This window comes from Pseudonocardia sp. HH130630-07 (assembly GCF_001698125.1).
Taxonomy (GTDB): Bacteria; Actinomycetota; Actinomycetes; order Mycobacteriales; family Pseudonocardiaceae; genus Pseudonocardia.
In genome coordinates this window covers 310,959-330,968 of the sequence record NZ_CP013855.1, presented here as the reverse complement: position 1 = coordinate 330,968, position 20,010 = coordinate 310,959, and the positions used below count along the sequence as shown (strand labels likewise).

The 20,010-nt window shown below is 76.5% G+C and carries 14 protein-coding genes; 8 read left to right on the top strand and 6 right to left on the bottom strand.

Annotated features, from left to right (window positions below; all coding sequences use genetic code 11):
- Positions 1-95: 95 nt before the first annotated feature.
- The 6 genes from AFB00_RS33725 to AFB00_RS30335 all read right to left on the bottom strand — a co-directional run bounded on the left by AFB00_RS33725 (position 96) and on the right by AFB00_RS30335 (position 5,581).
- The gene (locus AFB00_RS33725; RefSeq protein ID WP_442965891.1) at positions 96-248 is read right to left on the bottom strand and encodes a hypothetical protein; all 153 of its coding nucleotides are present in this window, start codon (positions 246-248) and stop codon (positions 96-98) included.
- Between the two features lie 204 nt (positions 249-452).
- On the bottom strand, positions 453-1,340 hold the full coding sequence (locus tag AFB00_RS30360; protein ID WP_068800940.1) for an ISAs1 family transposase: 888 nt from the start codon (positions 1,338-1,340) through the stop codon (positions 453-455).
- Positions 1,341-1,365: 25 nt separating this feature from the next.
- Positions 1,366-2,263, bottom strand: a protein-coding gene (locus AFB00_RS32695) for an IS5 family transposase (RefSeq protein WP_156819510.1) whose coding sequence is annotated in 2 segments (ribosomal slippage) — positions 1,366-1,911 and positions 1,913-2,263 — 897 coding nt in all. Because the reading frame shifts where the segments join, the coding sequence is not laid out codon by codon here.
- Positions 2,242-3,129, bottom strand: a complete 888-nt coding sequence (locus tag AFB00_RS30345) for an oxidoreductase (protein ID WP_068800939.1) — start codon at positions 3,127-3,129, stop codon at positions 2,242-2,244. Before AFB00_RS30345 ends, AFB00_RS32695 begins: the two co-directional genes overlap by 22 nt.
- Entirely contained in the window at positions 3,126-4,385 is a 1,260-nt protein-coding gene (locus tag AFB00_RS30340) for an acyltransferase domain-containing protein (RefSeq protein ID WP_068800938.1), read from the bottom strand. The genes AFB00_RS30345 and AFB00_RS30340 overlap by 4 nt, the downstream gene beginning before the upstream one ends.
- Before the next feature lie 14 nt (positions 4,386-4,399).
- Positions 4,400-5,581: an MFS transporter gene (locus AFB00_RS30335; protein ID WP_060715157.1), complete on the bottom strand. Its 1,182-nt coding sequence runs from the start codon at positions 5,579-5,581 to the stop codon at positions 4,400-4,402.
- A gap of 411 nt (positions 5,582-5,992) precedes the next feature.
- Between AFB00_RS30335 and AFB00_RS30330 the strand changes: the two genes are divergently transcribed.
- The 8 genes from AFB00_RS30330 to AFB00_RS30295 are packed head-to-tail and all read left to right on the top strand — an operon-like array spanning position 5,993 to position 19,914.
- The gene (locus AFB00_RS30330) at positions 5,993-7,636 is read left to right on the top strand and encodes a class I adenylate-forming enzyme family protein (RefSeq protein ID WP_068800937.1); all 1,644 of its coding nucleotides are present in this window, start codon (positions 5,993-5,995) and stop codon (positions 7,634-7,636) included.
- A 44-nt stretch (positions 7,637-7,680) separates the two neighbouring features.
- A complete protein-coding gene (locus tag AFB00_RS30325; protein WP_060715155.1) occupies positions 7,681-8,250 on the top strand; it encodes a cupin domain-containing protein in 570 nt (189 codons plus the stop codon).
- Positions 8,247-13,496 carry a type I polyketide synthase gene (locus tag AFB00_RS30320; protein ID WP_231974557.1) on the top strand — a complete coding sequence of 1,750 codons (5,250 nt, stop codon included), beginning with the start codon at positions 8,247-8,249 and terminating at the stop codon, positions 13,494-13,496. The genes AFB00_RS30325 and AFB00_RS30320 overlap by 4 nt, the downstream gene beginning before the upstream one ends.
- Positions 13,493-14,938, top strand: a complete 1,446-nt coding sequence (locus AFB00_RS30315; protein ID WP_060715154.1) for a hypothetical protein — start codon at positions 13,493-13,495, stop codon at positions 14,936-14,938. The genes AFB00_RS30320 and AFB00_RS30315 overlap by 4 nt, the downstream gene beginning before the upstream one ends.
- Entirely contained in the window at positions 14,935-16,422 is a 1,488-nt protein-coding gene (locus AFB00_RS30310; RefSeq protein ID WP_064485719.1) for an acyl-CoA reductase, read from the top strand. The genes AFB00_RS30315 and AFB00_RS30310 overlap by 4 nt, the downstream gene beginning before the upstream one ends.
- Entirely contained in the window at positions 16,419-17,423 is a 1,005-nt protein-coding gene (locus AFB00_RS30305; protein WP_068800936.1) for a hypothetical protein, read from the top strand. Before AFB00_RS30310 ends, AFB00_RS30305 begins: the two co-directional genes overlap by 4 nt.
- On the top strand, positions 17,420-18,637 hold the full coding sequence (locus AFB00_RS30300; protein ID WP_060715152.1) for a cytochrome P450: 1,218 nt from the start codon (positions 17,420-17,422) through the stop codon (positions 18,635-18,637). Before AFB00_RS30305 ends, AFB00_RS30300 begins: the two co-directional genes overlap by 4 nt.
- On the top strand, positions 18,634-19,914 hold the full coding sequence (locus AFB00_RS30295) for an MFS transporter (RefSeq protein ID WP_068800935.1): 1,281 nt from the start codon (positions 18,634-18,636) through the stop codon (positions 19,912-19,914). Before AFB00_RS30300 ends, AFB00_RS30295 begins: the two co-directional genes overlap by 4 nt.
- Positions 19,915-20,010 lie beyond the last annotated feature (96 nt).

Here is a 20,010-nt window from a genome sequence, read left to right as displayed (position 1 = left end):
TCTGGCTGGTTGCCGGGTCGCCTGGTCACTGAGGTGTTCTCAGAGCGTGTTTGAGAAGATCAGGTTGTAGGCGTGAACCCAGGGTCCCGGCAAAGTCACGTGATCTTGTAGGTGTGCAGGGCCCGGGAGGCGTCGCGGGCGTGGTGGCGCAGTGCGGCGGCGATGTTGGTGACCCCGTCCAGGCGTAGCGCGGTGATGGCCAGGTTCCGCAGCGCGGCCATGGTCTGTGGCCCGGCGCCGGTACGCACTGCTGATCGGTCCTCGTCGAAGGAGACATCGCGGACCCAGTGAGCCTTTTTCAACCTGCCGTTCCGGCAGCTCAGGGGCCTGGTTGTGTGGGTGCAGACGCCGAGCTGGCGAGCCGGTGACCTGTGCAGCTGTGGTCAGAGCAGTTGCGCTGCAACCTTCGCGATCTCCTGACGCAGAAGCTCGCTGGTCAGGTTGAAAAAGGCTCAGTGCAGCCGGTTCTCGATGCCCCAGTGCCCGCGGATCCAGCCGGCGAGCAGCGCCGGATCAGCGTCCGCGCCGCCCAGGCTGGTGATCGCGTAGACGGTGACCACCCTCCAGCGCCCGCCGGGTCGCAGCGGGCGGCGCCGACGGATCACTCTGATCGCCTGAGCGGCGTGCGGGAAGAACTCGCCCCCGCCGTCCGGACACGGATCCAGGGCGACCACGCTGATCGTGCGGGTCTCGATCCGGCCGTGTCCACGAGCGCGTTGTTGCGTGCACGGTCCGACCGCCGACCACGGGATCCGGCGCAGCCGGGCGAGCAGACCGGGCTGGTTGGCCTTGACCGTCATGACGTAGTGCCCGCCACGTTCATACAGGTAATCGGCGTGCGTGCGCTGAGTGTGCAGGGCATCTGCGGTCACGACGACGCCATGCAGGTCCAGTCCGGACAGCACGGTCACGGCGGCAGTCAGCTCCGCAGCCTTGGCCGGGACCTGGGTCTGGGCCAGCACGACGCCGCTGGCCTGATCGATCACCGACACCAGATGTGGGAGTCCGTCGGGGGTGCGGGCGCCGCGCACGGTCTTGCCGTCCAGTGCCCAGACCGGTCGCTGTTCTCGACGGGGCCGATCGACACCGGTCGGTCGTGTACCCAGCTGCGCGCTGGTCCAGGACCCCCGGGCTGCTTCCAGCGCGGCGGGATCGAGCTGCTGGAGCAGCCGGCGGATCGTCGACTCGTGTGGTACCACCAGCGCCGCGTGTTCCGGGTCGATGGCGAGCCGGTCGGCGAGTTCGACCAGCACGCCGGCGCCGACGTCACGGGCGTGTTCGGCGATCGCGGTGAACGAGCGGGCACCGGCCAGCACCGCGCACGCAGCCAGCACCAGCACCGGCAACAGGGCATGACGGACTCCGCTAGGGTGTGTCTCCCAATGCGCGGAGCCAGGTGACGATTGCCTTCAGGACGGCGCCGCCGCGGAAGGTCAGGGCGAGCTTGTCGTAACGGGTGGCCAGCCCGCGCCACTGCTTGACGTGGCAGAACCCGCGCTCGACGACGTTGCGGTTTCGGTAGTCGACCGGATCGAATGCGGGCGGTCGGCCGCCGCGTGAGCCGCGTCGTTTGCGGTGTCCCTGCTGGTCAGAGGGCTCCGGAATGACAGCGATGATCCGGCGCTCGCGCAGGTGCCGGCGGATCGCGCGTGAGGAGTAGGCCTTGTCCGCGCGCACGCGTTCGGGCCGGGTCCGGGGTCGTCCCGGGCCCGGTCGGGCGATGCTCAGGCGCGCCATCAGGTGCGGAAACATTGGCGAGTCGCCGCCCTGGCCGGGGCCGAGGAGGACCACCAGCGGGCGGCCGTGCCCGTCAACGAGCTGGTGGATCTTCGTCGACAGCCCTCCGCGGGACCGTCCCAGCGCGTGATCTGCTGGTTCGGCGAGCAGATTCGTGTAGTTCGATCCGGCCCCCTGTGTCGCGCTTGAGGGTCGCGGCGTGCTGGTGGGCACGGATGATCGTGGAGTCCACGCTGACCGCCCACCCGAGCACCTCGGCGGCGTCGGCCTCGATCAGAAGAGCAGCCAGGATGTGGTCCCAGGTGCCGTCGCCGCTGTAGCGGCGGTGCCGCTTCCACAACGTCTGCCACGGCCCGAACTCGGCTGGGACGTCGCGCCAGGGAAGCCCGCACCGATACCGGTAGATGATCCCCTCGAGCACCCGGCGGTCATCGCGGAACGGGCGCCCGCGACGACCCTCGGAGGAGGGCAACAGCGGCGCCAGACGGGCCCACTGGGCATCAGTCAGGACAGCGGTACGCGGCACCGATCAAGCATCGCGCACCCCGGTCCGCCTATCTGGGAGACACGCCCTAGTTCCCCCGCGGCGAGGTTGTCCCGCAAGTGGGCCGGGTTCGAGGTCCCCGGGATCGGCAGCATGGTCGGCGATCGCTGCAGCAGCCATGCCAGAGCCGCCTGTCGCACCCCGACACCCAGTTCGGACGCTCTGTCCCGCAATTGTTCGGCCCCCTGGCCGTCGAGACCGGCAAGCGGGAAGAACGGCACGTAGGCGATCCCGGTGGCGGCACAGCGGTCGACAAGCGCATCGTCGCCACGGTGTGCGGGGCCGTAGGCGTTCTGCACGCAGACCACCGGGGCGATAGTCTGGGCTTCGTTGAGCTGGTCTTTGGTTACGTTGCTGACCCCGAGGTGGCGGACCAGACCTTGCTCGCGCAGAGCGGCGAGTGCGGTGAACGCCGCGGTCACCGACTGGCTGGGTCGCACGGCGGTGGCGTCGCCGGCCCGCAGGTTGACGATGTCGAGGGTGTCGACACCGAGGCGACGTAGGTTGTCGTGGACATCGGCGACGATCTGAGCGGGCTCGGAGGCGGGCAGCCAGGCGCGGTCGGGGCCTCGCCGGAATCCGACTTTCGTGACGATCCGCAAGTCGGAAGGATACGGGTGCAGAGCGCGCCGAATCAGCTCGGTCACCGTGTGCGGACCATAGAAGTCGGCGGTGTCGAGGTGGGTGACGCCCGCATCGACAGCGTCGCGCAGTACCTGGGCCGCCACGTCGGGATCGCGCGGCGGTCCCCAGACGCCGGGACCGGCGAGCTGCATGGTGCCGAGCCCAATGCGGGACAGAATCATATCGGGGGCGAGCATCAGCTCACCCCCGGGGCGGGTGGTCATCGGATACCTCGCACTGAGTCGGCGGTCGGGGCGAGCACGTCGAGCAGGGCTGACCAGTCGACCGCGTGGCCGCGGACGTCGAGTGCGGCCAACGCGGTGAGCAGGGCCGTGACCTCGTCGGGTTCGGGGCCGGTAGCGGCGAGGACAACCTGGTCACGAACCACCGGGGGCAAGTTGGGGGTGGCGAGCCGCCCTAGCGCGGCGCCGGGGCCGATCTCCAGGTACGTGGTGACCCCCCGGGTTATAAGCGTGCGCATCACTTCAGCCCAGCGGACCGTGGCCCGGCAGTGCCTCACCCAGTGCGCCGGGTTGGCGGTCGCGGCGGTGTCGACAACGGCGCCGTCGGCGTTGCCCACCAGGGGGACCGTGAGCGGCCCCGCGGGCAGCCGCGCGAGCATGGCGCGCAGCGGCTCCAAGACCGGGTCGACCGCTGCGGAGTGGTACGCGCCACCTACCGCGAGCCTTGTCGTACGTACTCCGCGAGAGGCCAGGATGTCGGTGACGGCGTGGACAGCTGCTACCGGCCCGGCCAGGACCACCGAAGTCGGAGTGTGGACCGCGGATAGCTCGACACCGGTACCCGCCAGCAGGGGAGTGATCTCGTCTTCGCCTGCCTCAACAGCTGTCATCGCACCACCCTGCGGTAGGGCACCCAGGAGCCGACCGCGCTCGACGGCGACGGTGGTGGCGTCCGCTCGGTCCCACACACCGCCGCAGGCGGCTGCCGCGACCTCGCCGAACGAGTGCCCACACACAAGATCGGGGAAGATCCCGGCGGCGGCGAGCAGGTCGGTCAAGCCCAGCGCCAGGGCTAGCAGGGCGGGCTGGGTGTGTGTGGTGACGTCAATGCGGCGCAGTCCGTCCGGGCCGTGTTCACCCTCTTCGGCGAGCACCGTGTCGAGCGGCGGGTCCAGCCGGCGGCCGGCGTAGCGGGCGACATCAGCGATAGCCCCGGCCACCAGCGAGCAGTGGGAGGCCAGCTGCAGGCCTTGCCGGGGGCGCTGGCTGCTCTGCCCGGAGTAGAGGAAGGCGAGCCGGCCGGGCTCGGGCACCGGGACCGGGTGCGGCCCGGGCGCGGTGAGGTCCGCCGCCGACCCGGCCAGCACCACGCGGCGGAACCGGTGGCGGGGGTCGGCGCCGGCGGCAAGCTCGCGGGCCAGACCGGGCAGGGTCGTGGTGCCCCCGGCCCGCGCGGCGGCCCCGGCGGCGGCACGGGCCAGGCCGTCCGCGGTGGGCGCGGTCAGGACCAGCGGCACCGGTGGGGTCGGGGTCATGGGGTCGCTCCTGCCCGGGCGCGGGGCCCGAGGGGTACGAGGGCGAGTGCGGCGAGGGACAGCCCCCCGGCGACGGTCCAGAGCAGCCCAGCTCCCGGACCGGCGACGACCGCTGCTCCGGCGAGCGCGCCGACCCCGGTCCCGAGGTGGATGGCCGAGGAGTTCAGTGACAGTGCGAGCGGGGCCAGGTCCCCGGTGGCACCGACGATCCGGCTCTGCTGGGCCGGGACGGTGGCCCAGCCGGACAGGCCCCACAGCACGGCGTAGCCGAGGCCGAGGGCGAACGAACCGGCGACCACCGACAGCGCCAGGTGGTCGAGCGCGAACACCGCGACGACCACCGCGACCGTGCGGCCGGCGCCCCACCGGTCGGCGGCTCGGCCCCCGGCCCACGTCCCGGCGACGGCGCCGAGCCCGAAGGCGAGCACCAGCGCGGCGACACCGGTGGGGCCGGCGTCGGGGAACAGGACACCGAGGTAGGGGTAGACGGTGAACGCGGCCGCGTTGGCCAGCAGGGTCACCGCGAGCACCGCGAGCACGTCCGGGCGGCGCAGGACCGTCACCCGCGCCGCGAGGCCGGGCACCGGCGGGCGTGCGGACCCGCCCGCGCGGGCGGCGACGCCGGCCGTCGCGACCGCGCCGAGGACGGCGACCAGGACGAAGGCGGCCCGCCAGGAGCTCTCCCGGGCGACCAGCGTGCCGATCGGGGCGCCGGCCACCAGGGCCAGCGACGCGCCCCCGACCACCACGGCGGTGGCCCGGCCGTGGCGCTCCGGCCCGCCGAGCGTCGCGGCGGTGGCGATCGCGCACGGCACGAACACCCCCGCCCCCAGACCGGCCACGACCCGGGCGGCCCCGAGGGCGGCGACGCCGGGCGCGGCGGCCGCGGCGAGGTTGGCGGCCACGAACACGCCGAGGGCCGCGAGCAGCACCCGGCGGACCGGCAGGTGGGCGGTCACCGCCACCAGCATCGGGCCGCCGAGGGCGTAGGCGAGGGCGAACAGCGCGACCGTCACGCCGACGGCGGCGGGGCCGGTGTAGAGGTCGGCGGCCACCTCGGGTAGCACCCCGGCGATGAGGAACGAGTCGGTCCCGGTGGCGAAGGTCCCGGTCGCCAGGACGCCCAGCAGGAACGCCGGGGAATGGGGCGCGGATTGTGCCGGGGATCGTCCGGGCATCGCTCTCCGGGGTCCGAGGGAACAGCGTCGGGCGTTTCACGGTAACCCGGAGATCACCGCTCCTCGACACCCGTGACACGAATTTCGATACGTAACGGCAACTGGTGTTAACTTGAGGCATTATACGGACATGCAGCACGGAACACCACCACCTGTCGCGGTGATTTTCGTCATCTGAAGCTCTGACCAGCGATGATCGTTCCGAGATCGGGCCGATATCGGCGCGAGGTGCCCGGCGCATTCCGCCGCTTGTTACCTTCGAACACGAAACGCGACCGGCTCGAACCTCCTCCGCAGCACCTCGTCCACGCATTCCTCCTCATTTCGAGGGAAGTCGACGGAGGAGCGGCCGGTCCGGTCACGCCGCCGCGTTCACCCACTGGGACGGATGCCGACGACGGGAGTCACGCCGTGTCCCACCCCGCCCCCGCGCCCACCGCGACCACCGCGACCGGCTGCGCCGTCCCCTCGGCCCCGCGCGAGCCCGCGCTGCCCGCGCTGCCGGCCGCCGCCCGCGTCGTGCTGGTGCTGCCCAGCGGCCCCGAGCTCGCCGCGCTGCTGCTCGAGTGCCTCGGCCGCGGCCTGGTGGCGGTGCCCCTCGGCCCGCGCACCGAACCGGCCCGGGTGCAGGAGATCGTCGACCGGGTCGGCGCCGCCGTCGTCGTCACGCCGGACGGGGTCACCGCCACCGGCCGGCACGCCGACCGCCCGGACGCCGACGGGCTCGCGCTGATCATGTTCACGTCCGGGTCGACCGGCACGCCGAAGGGCGTGATGCTCCCCCGCACCGCGGTGCTGGCCAACGCCCGGCACACCGCCGCCCTGCACGGCCTCACCCCCGACCGGCCGCACGCCACCTGCCTGCCGCTGTTCCACTGCAACGCGCTGGTGATGTCGCTGGTCGGCACCCACCTGACCGGCACCCCCCTGCTGCTCGCGCCGCGGTTCGACCCGGCCACCTGGTTCGCCGACCTCGACCGGAACGCCGTGCGCACGGCCTCGATGGTCCCGGCGCTGCTGCCCGACCTGCTCGACGCGGCCCCGCCGTGGCCCGGGCGGCTCGACTACGTGATCACCGCGGCCGCCCCGCTCACCAGGGACCTGGCCCGCCGCTTCCACGACGTCTACGGCCCGCGCCTGCGGCAGGGCTACGGGCTGACCGAGCTGGTCAACTTCTCCTTCACCTCGCCGCAGCCGGAACCCGCCCACTGGCGCGCGCACTACCTCGACGCGCACCCGCCGGTCGGGGAGGCCCTGCCCGGGACCGAGCTGCGGCTCGTCGACGGCGGGCGGGACGCCGACGCCGGCGAGGTGTGGATCCGCTCCCCCGACCGGATGCGCGGCTACTGGGACGACCCGGACACCACCGCGGCCACGCTCACCGACGACGGCTGGCTGCGCACCGGCGACCTCGGCCGGGTCCGCGACGGGCTACTCGTCCTCGACGGGCGCCGCAGCGAGCGCATCGACCGCGGCGGGGAGAAGGTCTACCCGCTCGACGTCGAGCGGAGCTGGCGCGACGCCGGCCTGCCCGGCACCGCTGCCGCCGTACCGGTCCCCGACGACGTGCTGGGCCACGAGATCGGGATGGTCTGCGCGGGCACCTCCCCCGAGGTCCGCGACGCGGCGCGGCGGATCCTCGCCGCGGGCCCGCAGCGGCCCGGCACGGTCGCGTTCGGCACGTTCGCCGCGACGAGCACCGGCAAGCCGCAGCGCTCCGCGATGGGCCGCGGTCTGGTCGCCGGTCGGGTCGGCGCCGCAGCCGCCGCCGACCCCGGCGGACCGGCCCGGCTCGCCGCCCGCGTCGGCGCCATACTCCCCGACGGGTGCCGGGCCCGGCACGTCGACCTGACCGGCGCCCCGGCCCCCACCGGGGGCGGGACACCGGACCTCCCCGGTGCGCCCGGCCCACCCGTCGTGGTCGCCCACGGGCCCGGGACCTGCCCCTGGGTTCTGCTCGACCGCCTGCTCGACGACGCCGGGCACACCGCCGCGGGGGTGGTCCCGCTGCGCGCCGGGGGCCGCGACCTGGGTGGCGTCGTCTGGGCCCGCTGACCGCCCCACCGCATCCGACCCCTCCCGACCGAAGGGCTGCACCCGTGACCCACGCCTCCACCCGGCCTGACACCGGCACCGACCTCGAGATCGTGACCTGGGCCGACGCGGGCGTCGGCGACCACCGCACCGAGCTGACCGTCGACCACGGGCCGCTGCCCGTCGGGCTGCACGGCACCGCCGACGCGTCGGGCCGCGAGCTGGCGACGATCGGCTCCATCGGCGCCGACCTCATCCGGCTCCCCGCGGGCAGCGGGTTCCAGCCGCACACCCACCCGGGCCACCACGTGCTGACCGTCGTCGCCGGGATCGGGACGATCACCTACGGCGGGCGGGTCCACGAGACCCGCGCCGGGCAGACGTTCCTCGTCGAGGGCGAGGTCCCGCACGCCGTCGGGTCGATCACCGACCACGTCATCCTCGCCGTCGGGTCCCCGCACAAGCAGATCGACGCCGAGGACCGGATGGCGCCGGTCCCGTTCGAGGAGATCCTCGCCCCGGACGGCGACCTGACCTGCATGATCTGCGCGATCGCGGCCGAGATGCCGGCGCGGCTGCACGAGCGCGGCTGCCCGCACTGCCCGTGTGCCACCTGTTCCGGGATGGCCGGGTGAACCCGGCCGCCGGGACACCGGGCACGGCGCCGGCCGCCGTCGTCGGGATCGGCGCCCGCTACGCCGGCGGGGTCGGCTCCGCCGACGACCTGTGGGCGCTGCTCACCGCGGGCCGCACCACAGTCGGCGAGGTCCCCGACGACCGCTGGCGCCCCTACCGCGAGCACTCCCGCGAGCACGCCGCCGCGCTCGACGGCGTGCTCGCCCGCGGCTCGTTCCTCGACGACGACGTGCACGGCTTCGACGCCGCCTTCTTCGGCGTCCCGGGCCGCGAGGCCGAGCAGCTCGACCCGCAGCAGCGGATCGCGCTGGAGGTCGCCTGGGAGGCGCTCGAGGACGCGCGCATCGACCCGTCGTCGCTGGCCGGGACCGACACCGCCGTGCACCTGGGCGTCGGTACCGACGACTACGGCCGCCGCCTCGTCGAGGACCTCCCCCGGGTGCGCGCCTGGACGGGCATCGGTGCCTCGCTGTGCGGGGTGCCGAACCGGATCTCGCACGCCCTGGACCTGCGCGGACCCAGCGTCGCGGTGGACACCGCGTGCTCGTCGTCGCTGGTCGCGATCCACCAGGCCTGCGCCGCGCTGGGCGCCGGGGAGACCCGGCTCGCGCTCGCCGGTGGCGTGATGGTCATGTCCGGTCCCGGGCTGACGGCCGTCCTCGGGCAGGCCGGCGCGCTCGGCCCGGACGGGCGCAGCACCCCGTTCGACGCCGGCGCCGACGGCTACGGCCGCGGCGAGGGCTGCGGCGTCGTCGTCCTCAAACGGCTCGACGACGCCCGCGCCGACGGCGACGAGGTCCTCGCCGTGATCCGCGGCGGCGCGGTCCGCCAGGACGGGCGCACCGAGGGGATCATGGCCCCGAGCGGTGCCTCGCAGGCCGACCTGTTGCGCGTCGCGTACCGGGCGGCCGGGGTCGACCCGGCCACGGTCGGCTACGTCGAGGCGCACGGCACCGGCACCCCCACCGGCGACCCGGTCGAGGCCGGCGCGCTGTGCGCGGTGCTGGGCCGGGGCACCGACCTGCCCGGCTGCCGGGTCGGGTCGGTGAAGGCGAACGTCGGCCACACCGAGGCCGCGGCGGGCGTCGCCGGGCTGATCGCCGCCGTCCAGGTGCTGCGGCACGCCCACGTCCCGGCGCTGCCCGGCCCGGTCGTCCCGCGCGACGACGTCGGCTGGGCCGCCGCCGGGCTCACCCCCGCCACCGCGCCGGCCGACTGGCCCGCACCCTCCGGGCACCCGCGCCGCGCCGGGGTCGCCAGCTACGGCTACGGCGGCACCATCGCCCACCTCGTCCTCGAGGAGGCCCCCGCGCAGGCCCCCGGGGCACCCGGCGCCCCGCCCGCCGGGGTCGCCGTCGACACCGCGTTCCCGCTGTCCGCGGCCTCGCCCGAGGCGCTGGCCGAGCAGGCCCGGCGGCTCGCGGTCGCCGTCGCCGCGACGCCCGGACCGGACCTCGGCGACGTCGCCCGCACCCTGCACCACGGCCGCGCCGCCCTGCGCCACCGGGCCGTCGTCACCGCGGGCGACCGCGACGGCCTGCTGACCGGGCTGCGCGCGCTCGCCGGCGGCACCGCCGACCCGTCCCTGGCCACCAGCGTCGCCGGGCCCCGCCCCGACGCGGTATGGGTGTTCTCCGGGCACGGCCAGCAGTGGGCCGGGATGGGCCGCGGGCTGCTCGACACCGACCCGGACTTCACCACCGTCGTCGACCGGCTCGCGCCCGTCTACCGCGACGAGCTGGGCGTGACCCCGCGCGAGGTGATCGAGGCCGACGACCTCGGCGGCGTCGACCGCATCCAGGCGACGCTGTGCGCGGTCCAGCTCGGGCTGGCCGCGTCGTGGCGCGCCCGCGGGCTGCGCCCGGCCGCCGTCCTCGGGCACTCCGTCGGCGAGATCGCCGCCGCGGCCACCGCCGGGGTGCTGACCGAGCCCGAGGCGGCACGGCTGGTGTGCCGCCGCTCCGCGCTGCTCACCCGGGCCGCCGGGCACGGCGCGATGGTGCTGGTCGACCTGGCCTTCGACGACTGCGCCGCCGACCTGGCCGCCCACCCCGGCGCCGAGGCCGCGATCGCCGCCTCGCCCGCCTCCACCGTCATCGCGGGGGACCCCGGCGCCGTCGCCGCGGCCGCCGCCCGCTGGGAGGGGGCCGGGCGCACCGTGCGCCGCGTCGACTCCGACGTAGCCTTCCACACCGCGCAGATGGCCCCCCTGGCCGCCGAGCTCGCCGGGGCCGTCGCCGACCTCGCACCGCGCGCCCCCGCCGTCACCCGCTACACCACCGCGCTGGACGACCCGCGCGGCGACCACCCCCAGGACGCCGCCTACTGGGCCGAGAACCTGCGCAACCCGGTCCGGTTCGCCGACGCCGTCACCGCCGCCGCCGAGGACGGGCACCGGGTGTTCCTGGAGGTCTCCGCGCACCCGGTCGTCGCGCACTCGGCCGCCGAGACCCTCGCCGCGGCCGGGGTCGAGGACGGCACCGTCGTCGCGAGCTTGCGCCGCCACCGGCCCGAGGTCGCGGCGCTGGCCGCCGCCGCGGCGACCCTGTGGTGCCGCGGTGTCCGCACCGGCCCACGGGTCCCCGACGGGCGGCGGGCCCGGCTGCCCGGTGTCGCGTGGCGGCACCGCCCGTACCGGGTCGAGCACCCGCCCGTCGCGCCGCCGGCCCCGGCGCATACGCTGCTCGGCGCGCCCGTCGAGGTGCCCGGCACCGGCGTCACCGTGCACGCCACCACCCTCGACGAGCGCACCCGCCCCTACCCGGGCCGCCACCCCGTGCTCGGGGTGGAGATCGTCCCGGCCGCGGTGACCCTGCTCAGCCACCTGCACGCCGCCGGCACCGCCGCGCTGACCGGGGTCGCGCTGCACTGGCCCGTCGTCGTGCCGGCGGAGGACGGGCCGCGGCGCGCGCTGCAGGTCGTCCGCGACGGCGACGCGCTGCGGCTGCTGTCCCGCGAACCCGGGGGCCGCTGGTCGCTGCACTCGGAGTCGCGCGCGGACCGCGGGCCCGCGACGCCCGCGCGGCTCGACGCCGACGCCGCGGCCGAGCCCGCTGACCCGGGCGCGGTCGTCGAGCGGCTCGCCGAGCTGGGCGTGGCCGCCATGGGCTTCCCGTGGCGGGTGGAGAAGCTGCGCCGCGGCGACGGCGTGCTGGTCGCCGACGTCGCCGCCGACCCCGACGGCGTCCTGCGCCGCCGCGGCCCGGCCGCGCTGCTCGACGCCGCCCTGTCCGCCGCGTCGGTGGTGTTCGACGGGCCCGCGGCGCTGCGCATGCCCGCCGCGCTGGACCGGGTGGAGCTCGACGTCGACGCCGCGACCCGCGCCGACCGGGCCCGGGTCGTGGCCGCCCTCGACCCGGACCGCCCGCTGACCGTCGACGTGGAGCTGCGCGGCGACGGCGACGCCCTGCTCGGGCGCCTGGACGGGATCCGCTACGCCGAGCCGCGGGGAGCCGGCCGCCCGGAGCTCGCCGAGACCGCGTTCGGCGTGCGCTGGACCGACCTGGAGCCGGCCGACACCCCGACCCCCGGCGGTCCCCCGACCCCCGGCGGTGCCGCCGGCGGCGGTCGTGCGGCGGGTGCGCCCGCGTCCGGGCCGCGCGTCGCCGTCGCCGACGGGCCCGGCGCCGCGGAGCTCGCCGCGCTGCTCGGCCTGGAGGTCGACGGGAGCGCGCCGCAGCTGCTGGTCGCGGCCCCGGACGACCCCGCGGCTGCGGTCACCACCGTGCGCGACGTGCTCCACCGCGCGGTCCGCAGCGGCGGCCCCACCGGCGCCGACGGGGGCGTCGCGGTCACCCTGCACCTCGTCACCCGGGGCCTGCACGACGCGCCCGGGCCGAGCACGGCGGCGGCCGCCGGGGTCGCCCGCGTCCTCGCGACCGAGCACCCCGACGTCGTCGGCGGACTGCTAGACCTCCCGGCCGACGACGACGGGGCCCGCGCCGCCGCCCCCGCGCTGCGCCACCTGCTCACCACCCGCCACGACGCCGCCGCCGGAGCCGACGGCGGCCACGCCGGCGAGCCCGTGCTCGCGGTCACCCCCGGCGGCCTGCGCGCCCCGCGCGCCGTCCCGGCCCCGCGCGCCGACGACCCGGCACCGGCACTGCGCCCGGACGGGACCTACCTGGTCACCGGCGGCACCGGCGCGGTCGGGGCCGTGGTCGCTGAGCACCTCGCCGAACGCGGCGCGCGCCGGATCGTGCTGCTCGGCCGGACCGCGCTGCCCCCGCGCGGGGCCTGGGACCCGGCCGATCCGCGGGTCCGCGCCGTCCTGGACGTCGAGGCCGCCGGGGCCGCGGTGTTCCCGGTCGCCGCCGACGTCACCGATGACACCGCCGTGCGCGACGCGCTCGACGCGCTCGCCCTGCCCCCGGTCCGCGGCGTCGTGCACGCCGCAGGCGCCGTGCGCAGCGCCCCGGCCCTGGACCTCACCGACGACGACGTGCGCACCACCGTGCACGCCAAGGTCGCCGGGGCCGCGGCGCTGGACGCGCTGTTCCCGCCCGGGGAGCTGGACTTCCTGGTGCTGTTCTCCTCGGCCGGCCCGCTGCTCGGGCTGCCCGGCCAGGCCGCCTACGCCGCCGCGAACGGGGCGCTCGACGGGCTGGCCGCCCGCCGCCGCGGCGCCGGGGACCGGGGCTGCGCCAGCATCGCGTGGACGTCGTGGCGGGGGCTCGGCATGGCCCGCTCGGCGGCCGCCACCGACGTCGAGCTCGACGCGCGGGGCTCCGCCGACCTCACGCCGGAGCGGGCGCTGGCCGTCCTCGACCGGGTCCTCGACGACCGCGCCGCCCTCGGCCCCGGGCCGGTGCTCGCGCTGCCGGTGCGCACCGACCACACCGGACCGCGGCCGTCGCTGCTCGACGGGCTCGCCCCGCCACCCGACGACGACGCCGGCGGCGGCGACGCCGACTGGGCCGCGCTGAGCGGCCCGGAGCTGCGGCGGGCCCTGCGCGACACCGTCCGCGACACAGCCGCGGCCGTACTGGGCGCCGACGCGGTGCCCGGCGACGCCGCCCTCGGCGAGCTCGGCGTCGACTCGCTCATGGGCTCGATGCTGCGGCTGCGCCTGGAACGCGCCACCGGGCTCGCGCTCGCGCCGACGCTGCTGTGGAACCACCCGACGGCCGACGCGGTCGCCGCCCACCTCGCCGGGCGGCTCGCCGTCGACAGCACCGCCGACGGCACTCCCGCCGACACCGACGAGGCCGCGACCGCCACGGCCGAAGCCGGAGGACCCGCATGACCGCCACGACACCCACCGGGACGGCACCGACCGGGACCGCACCGGCCCCCACCTCGGCGCGCCGGTTCGCCGACCACCCGCTCGACTGGGCCGGCGGCGACTACACCGCGCTGCACCGGTTCGACCCGGGCGAGCTGGCCGACCTGCAGCTCGCCGCGCTGCGGGAGCGGTTCGCCGCCCTGCACGGCCGCCTCGACGTGCTCACCGCGATGGTCGAGGAGACCGGCGTCGACGACCTGCCCGACCTCGACGCCGCGGTCCCGCTGCTGTTCTCCCCGGAGGTCTATAAGTCCTACCCGGCCGCGCTGCTGCACCGGAAGCGCTTCGACCACCTCACCCGCTGGCTGGGCCGGCTCACGACCGTCGACCTCGCCGGCGCCGACCCGGCCGTCGCCGGGAACGTGGACGATTGGCTCTCCGACCTCGACGACCGCACCGACCTGCGGGTCCAGCACTCGTCGGTGACCTCGGGGACGATGTCGTTCGTCCCGCACACCCACGCCGAGGTCGACGCGATGTTCGCCGTCGTCGGCGCCCGGGTCCGCCGCGCCGACGGCCACGACGGCGCCCCGGTCCCCGTGGTGTGGCCCATGGTCCGCCACGGCCGCAGCGGCATCATGCGCTGCGTCGACGCCCTCGCCGACCACGTCGCCGGCGGCGAGGACGGCGTGTACGCGATGCACCCGGGCCGGATGAGCGCCGACGTCATGCTGCTCGCCGGCCGCCTCGCCGCCGCCCGCGCCCGCGGCGAGACCCCCGACGACGCGCTCACCGACCCGGACCTGCTCGCCCGCCGCGACGAGTTCGAGCAGCTGCGCCGCGAGTCCGACGCCGCGCTGCCCGGGTTCACCGCCCGCCTCGCCGACGAGCTGCGCGGCCGCCGCGTCTACCTCATGAACACCTGGAACACCCTGCACGGGCTGGCCACGGCCGGCCTCGACCGGGGCCTGACCGGGGTGTTCGCGCCCGACTCCGCCGTCGAGCCCGGCGGCGGGACCAAGGGTGCGCACATGCCCGACGACTGGCAGGACCACGTCCGCCGCTTCACCGGCGCCGACCGCCTGCGCCACATCTACGCGATGACCGAGACCACCGCGCTGCACCCGATGTGCGCCGAGGGCCGCTACCACCTCGAACCGTGGACGGTCGCCTACGTCCTCGACCCGGTCACCGACGAGCCCGCCCCGCGGCGCGGCACCCACACCGGGCGCGGCGCGTTCGTCGACCTGCTCGCCCGCACCCACTGGGGCGGGTTCCGCTCCGAGGACCGGGTCACCGTCACCTACGACCGGTGCGCCTGCGGGCGCGGCACCCCGCAGGTGCACGACGGCATCGTCCGGCTCACCGAGGCCGGTGACCCCGACAAGATCAACTGCGCGGCGACCGACCGGGCCCACCGCGGCGCGCTGGAACACCTCACCGCGCGGGGTGGGGACCGGTGAGCGCGCTGCGGCTCCCGGCCGTGGTGGGCGGCGAGGTCGTCGAGGGGCCCTGGGTGACCGCCGACGGCCGCGCCGGTACCGGATTCGCCACCACCGACCCGTACGCGGTGCTGCCCGACCTGGCCCGCCGCGACGCCCGCCTGTCCGCCGACCTCGACGCGCTGGACCTCGACGACGTCGTCGAGCACCTCGTCGCGTTCGGACGGCGGCTGGACCCGGACGACAACCCGCTGCTGCGCGACGTCGTCCGGCACTCCGCGGGGCTCGCCGACGTGCCGCCCGAGCTGGTGCGGTCCAACCTGCGGCTGCTACCCGCGCTGTTCACCCGCGAGGCCCTCACCGAGGTCGTCGACGCCGTCGGGCGCGAGCACCTCACCGGCTGGCCGGAGACCCGCTGCGCCGACGGCCGGGTCGGGGCCGTGCACGCCTTCGGCGTCCGGGCCGTCCACGTGATCGCCGGCAACAGCCCGCTGATCGCCGCGATGACCGTCGCCCGCACCGGGCTGACCCGCGGCGAGGCCGTGGTCAAGACCCCGTCGAACGACCCGCTGACCATGGTCGCGCTGGCCCGCACGATGATCGAGCTCGACCCGGACCACCCGCTGGCCCGCGCGGTGTCGGTCGCCTACTGGAAGGGCGGCGACGCCGGGGTGGAGGCCCGGCTGTACGACCCGGCCGTCGCCGACCGGATCGTCGCCTGGGGCGGCACCGGCTCGGTGCGCCACGCGCTGGGCTACCTCGGGCCGGGGCTGGAGCTGGTCACCTTCGACCCGAAGAACAGCGCGACCGTGCTAGGGCCGGAGTCGTTCGACCCGGCCGTCGTCGACGACGTCGCGCACCGCCTCGCCCTCGACGTCGGCGCGTTCAACCAGGTCGGCTGCGTCAACGCCCGGGTCGTCTACGCCGCCTGCGGCACCGGCCCCGACGGCGTCGCCGCCGCCGAGGACCTCGGCCGCCGCGTGCACGCCGCCCTGCAGACCCTGCCCCCGCAGGTGTCCACCGCCGCCGCGCGGCCCGACCCGCAGCTGCGCGCCCGGCTGCGGGCGCTGCGCACCGGCGGCGGCTTCCACACCGTGATCGGCGACGGCGACGGGACCGGCGCGGTGATCGTCTCCCACCTCGACGAACCGGTGGAGTTCGCCGACACCCTCACCGGCCGCGTCGCGAACATCGTCCCGGTCGACTCCCCCGCCGACGCCGTCCGGTTCCTCGACGCCGGTACCCAGACCGTCGGCGTCCACCCGCCGTCGCTGCGCCGCGCGCTGCGCGCGGTGCTGCCCCGCGCCGGGGTGCAGCGCACCGTCGACCTCGGCGCCGCCGTCAGCGTCCACCCGGCCCTGCCCCAGGACGGGTTCGAACCCGTCCGCCGGCTCGTCCGCTGGGCCGTCGACGAGCACCTCCCCGACGGCACCGACCCCCTCGACCTGGTCTTCCCGCCGCACCGCACCGACCGCCCCACCGACCGGCAGGAGGCCCCGGCATGATCGCCGTCCGCGCGGTCGGCACCTGGCTGCCCGACACCCGCGAGACCCTCGCCGACGCGCTGGCCGACGGCCGGATCGGCGAGGCCGAGGCGCAGCGCTCCGGTTACGTCTCGGTCCCCGTCGCCGGACCCGAGCTGCCCGGCCCGGTCCTGGCTGCGCACGCCGCCCGCCGGGTCCTCGACGCGGCCGGGGCCGACCCGGCCCGGATCGGGACGCTGCTGCACGCCTGGACCACCTACCAGGGCCACGACCTCTGGTCGCCGCCGCACTTCGTCGCCGACCGGGTCGGCGCCCGGGCCGCGCTGCCGGTCGGCGTCCGGCAGCTGTCCAACGGCGGTGCGGCCGCGCTGGAGCTGGCCGCGGGCCGGCTCGCGCTCGACCCCGGCTCGACGGTGCTCGTCACCACCGGCGACCGGTTCTGCCCGCCCGGGTTCGACCGGTGGCGGTCGGACCGCGGGCTCGTCCACGCCGACGCCGGCACCGCGATGCTCCTCGCCGCGGACCCGGCTCCGGGCGATGCGTGGCTGGTCCGCGGCGTCGCGAGCGCCTCGGCCCCCGAGCTGGAGGGCATGCACCGCGGCGACGACCCGTTCGGCACCGCCCGCCAGGAGCAGGGCCCGACGATCGACCTCGCCCGCACCAAGAAGGCGTTCTTCGCCCGGCACTCCCGCGAGGCGTTCACCGCGACCGCCTCCGACCGGGCGCGCGAGGTCGTCACCACCGCGCTGCGCCGCGCCGGCGTCGACCCCGCACGGGTGCGGTACCTCGCACTGCCCCGGGTCGGCCGGCTCGCGTTCGAGATCTACCAGCCCGTCTTCGCCGGTATCACCCCCGCCGAGGTCGTCGACCTGGGCGGCCGCACCGGCCACCTCGGTGCCGGGGACCTGCTCGCGAACCTCGCCGACCTGCACCCGATGCTCGCCCCCGGCGAGGTCGCCGCGGTCTTCAACGGCGGCGGCGGGTACTCCTGGACCGCCGTCGTCGCGGAGCGGACCGCATGAGCGCGGGGAGCACCGCGACCGGCACGACCGGCACCGACGACGACGGCGTCGTCGCCCGCCTCACCGACCGGTTCGACCACCACGACCCCGCGTTCACCCCGGACGTCGCCCGCGCGGTGCACGACCGGCTGCGCGCCGCCGGTGGGCCGGTCCGCACCGCGGCCCACGGCGGCATGTGGGTGCTGGCCCGCTACCCGCACGTCCTCGACGCGCTGCGCGACCACGAGACGTTCTCCTCCGCCCACGGCGTGTTCTTCCCCCGGGCCACCGACCAGCCGCGGTTCGCGCCGCTGGAGTACGACCCGCCCGAGCACACCGCGTTCCGCGCGCTCATGCGCCCGGCGCTCGCGGCCTCCGCGGTCCGCGCCGTCGCACCGCGGATCGCCGGGCTCGCGGCGGACACGGTCCGGCCGCTGGTCGCCCGCGGTGGCGCCGACCTCGTCGCGGAGCTGACCACGACCCTGCCGCTGGCGGTGCTGGCCGAGACCATCGGGTTCTCCGCCCGGGCCCGCGCCGACATCCTGCAGCTCACCCGCACCACCTGGGCGACGATGGCCCGCGGCGGCGGGTTCTGGCCCGCGTTCGCCGCCCTGCTCGACGGCGAGATCGCCCGCGCACGCCGCGACGACGACGGCAGCTACCTCGCCGCCCTGGTCCGCGAGCGCGTCGACGGCCACCCCCTGCCCGACGAGGACCTCCGGGTCATGCTGGTCGCGTTCGCCATCGCCGGGCACGAGACGACGATGAACACCGCCGGGCACCTGCTGCTGCGCCTGGCCCGCGACCACGACCTGCACGCCCGGCTCGCCGCGGACCCGGCGCTGCGCGGGGCCGCCGTCGACGAGACGCTGCGCCTGGACACCCCGGTCGACCACGGCAGCCGGGTCACCACCCGCGCCGTCGACGTGGCCGGGGTCGAGCTGCCCGCCGGGGCGCGGGTGGTGCTCGCCGTCGGCGCCGCCAACCGCGACCCCGACCGGTTCATCGAGCCCGACCGGTTCCGGCTCGACCGCGGCGCGGCGGCGCACCTGTCGCTCGGCCAGGGCATCCACTACTGCCTGGGCGCCCAGCTGGGCCGCCGCCAGCTCGTCGCCGTCCTCGACGAGATCGTCGCGGCCCCGCCGATGACGCTCACCGGGCCGGTCGACCGGTTCTACGCCAACGGCCGCCACCTCAACCTGGGCGCGCTGCCCGTCCGCTTCGGGGCGGCGTGAGCGCGCGGCGCGCCGGGCCCGGGTGGACGCTCGCGCTCGGCACCACCGGTCTGGTGTTCGACGGCTACGACCTCGTCGTCTACGGCGCGCTCGTGCCGGTGCTCCTACGCTCCGGTGAGCTGGGCCCGCTCGACCCGGCCGGCGCGGGTGCCGTCGCCGCGTGGTCGCTGACCGGGGTGCTCGTCGGGGCGCTCGCCGCCGGCGCGGCGGCCGACCGCTGGGGACGGCGCCCGGTGCTGCTCGCCGGGTACGCCTGGTTCTCCATCGGGATGGCGGTGACGGCGACGACATCGACGGTGGCCTCGTTCGGGACCTGGCGGCTCGTCACCGGGATCGGGATCGGCATCGTCGTCGCCGTCACCGGGGCGCTGGTCGCGGAGACCACGCCACCCGGGCGCCGCCAGCTGCACACGACGCTGGCCTACTGCGGCATCCCGCTGGGCAGCGTCGCCGGCACCCTCGCGACGCTCGTGCTGCTGGAGCACCTCGGCTGGCGCGGCCTGTTCGCGATCGGGGCGCTGCCGCTGGTCACTCTGCTGCCGCTGGCCGTGGCCCGGCTGCCCGAGTCCCCGGTGTGGCGGGCGGCCCGCGACGGAGGGTCCCCACCCGGTGCCGACGCCGCGGACGGGGACGGCACCCCGGCCGGGGGGACGGGGTTCACCGGGCTGTTCGGCGGGGGCGCCGCCGCGGCGGCCGTGCTGCTCGGCCTGGTCAGCGCGACCGGCCTGCTGCTGATCTTCGCGCTGGGGACGTGGCTGCCCGCGCTGCTGGGCCGGGCCGGGTTCGACGACCGGGCCGCGCTGCTGTCGCTGCTGCTGCTCAACGGCGGCGCGATCGCGGGTGCGCTCGGCGCCGCGCCGCTGGCGGAACGGTACGGCCCGCGCCGCGTCGTCGCGGCCGGCTTCGCGGTGGGGGCACTCGCGCTGGCCGTCGTGGGGCTGCAGCCCGACGCCCCGGTGCTGCTGCCCCTGGTCGCGGTGGTCGGGCTCGGGACCACCGGCACCCAGATCCTGGTGATCGGGCTGGCGGCGGCGACGTTCCCGGCCCGGGTGCGCAGCGCGGGCACCGCCTGGTGCACCGGCGTCGGGCGCGTCGGTACCATCGCCGGGCCGGCCGCCGTCGGGCTGCTCGTGGCCGCCGGTCTCGGGACCGCGACGCTGTTCGGGGTACTCGCCGCGGCGGCCGTCGCCGGGGCCGCCCTCGCCCTCGCCATCCGCCCGGCCAGTGCGGGGACCCCCGAGCCCGCCCGGGCCAGAGGCTCGGGAGCGTCCCGGTAGAACGGATCTGGCTACGCATCGACGCCGAGGCCATAGGCCTCGCCAGGCGCTGCGCGGCTCGCGCTACCGCAACCTGGTCGATCTCCACCGCAGTCC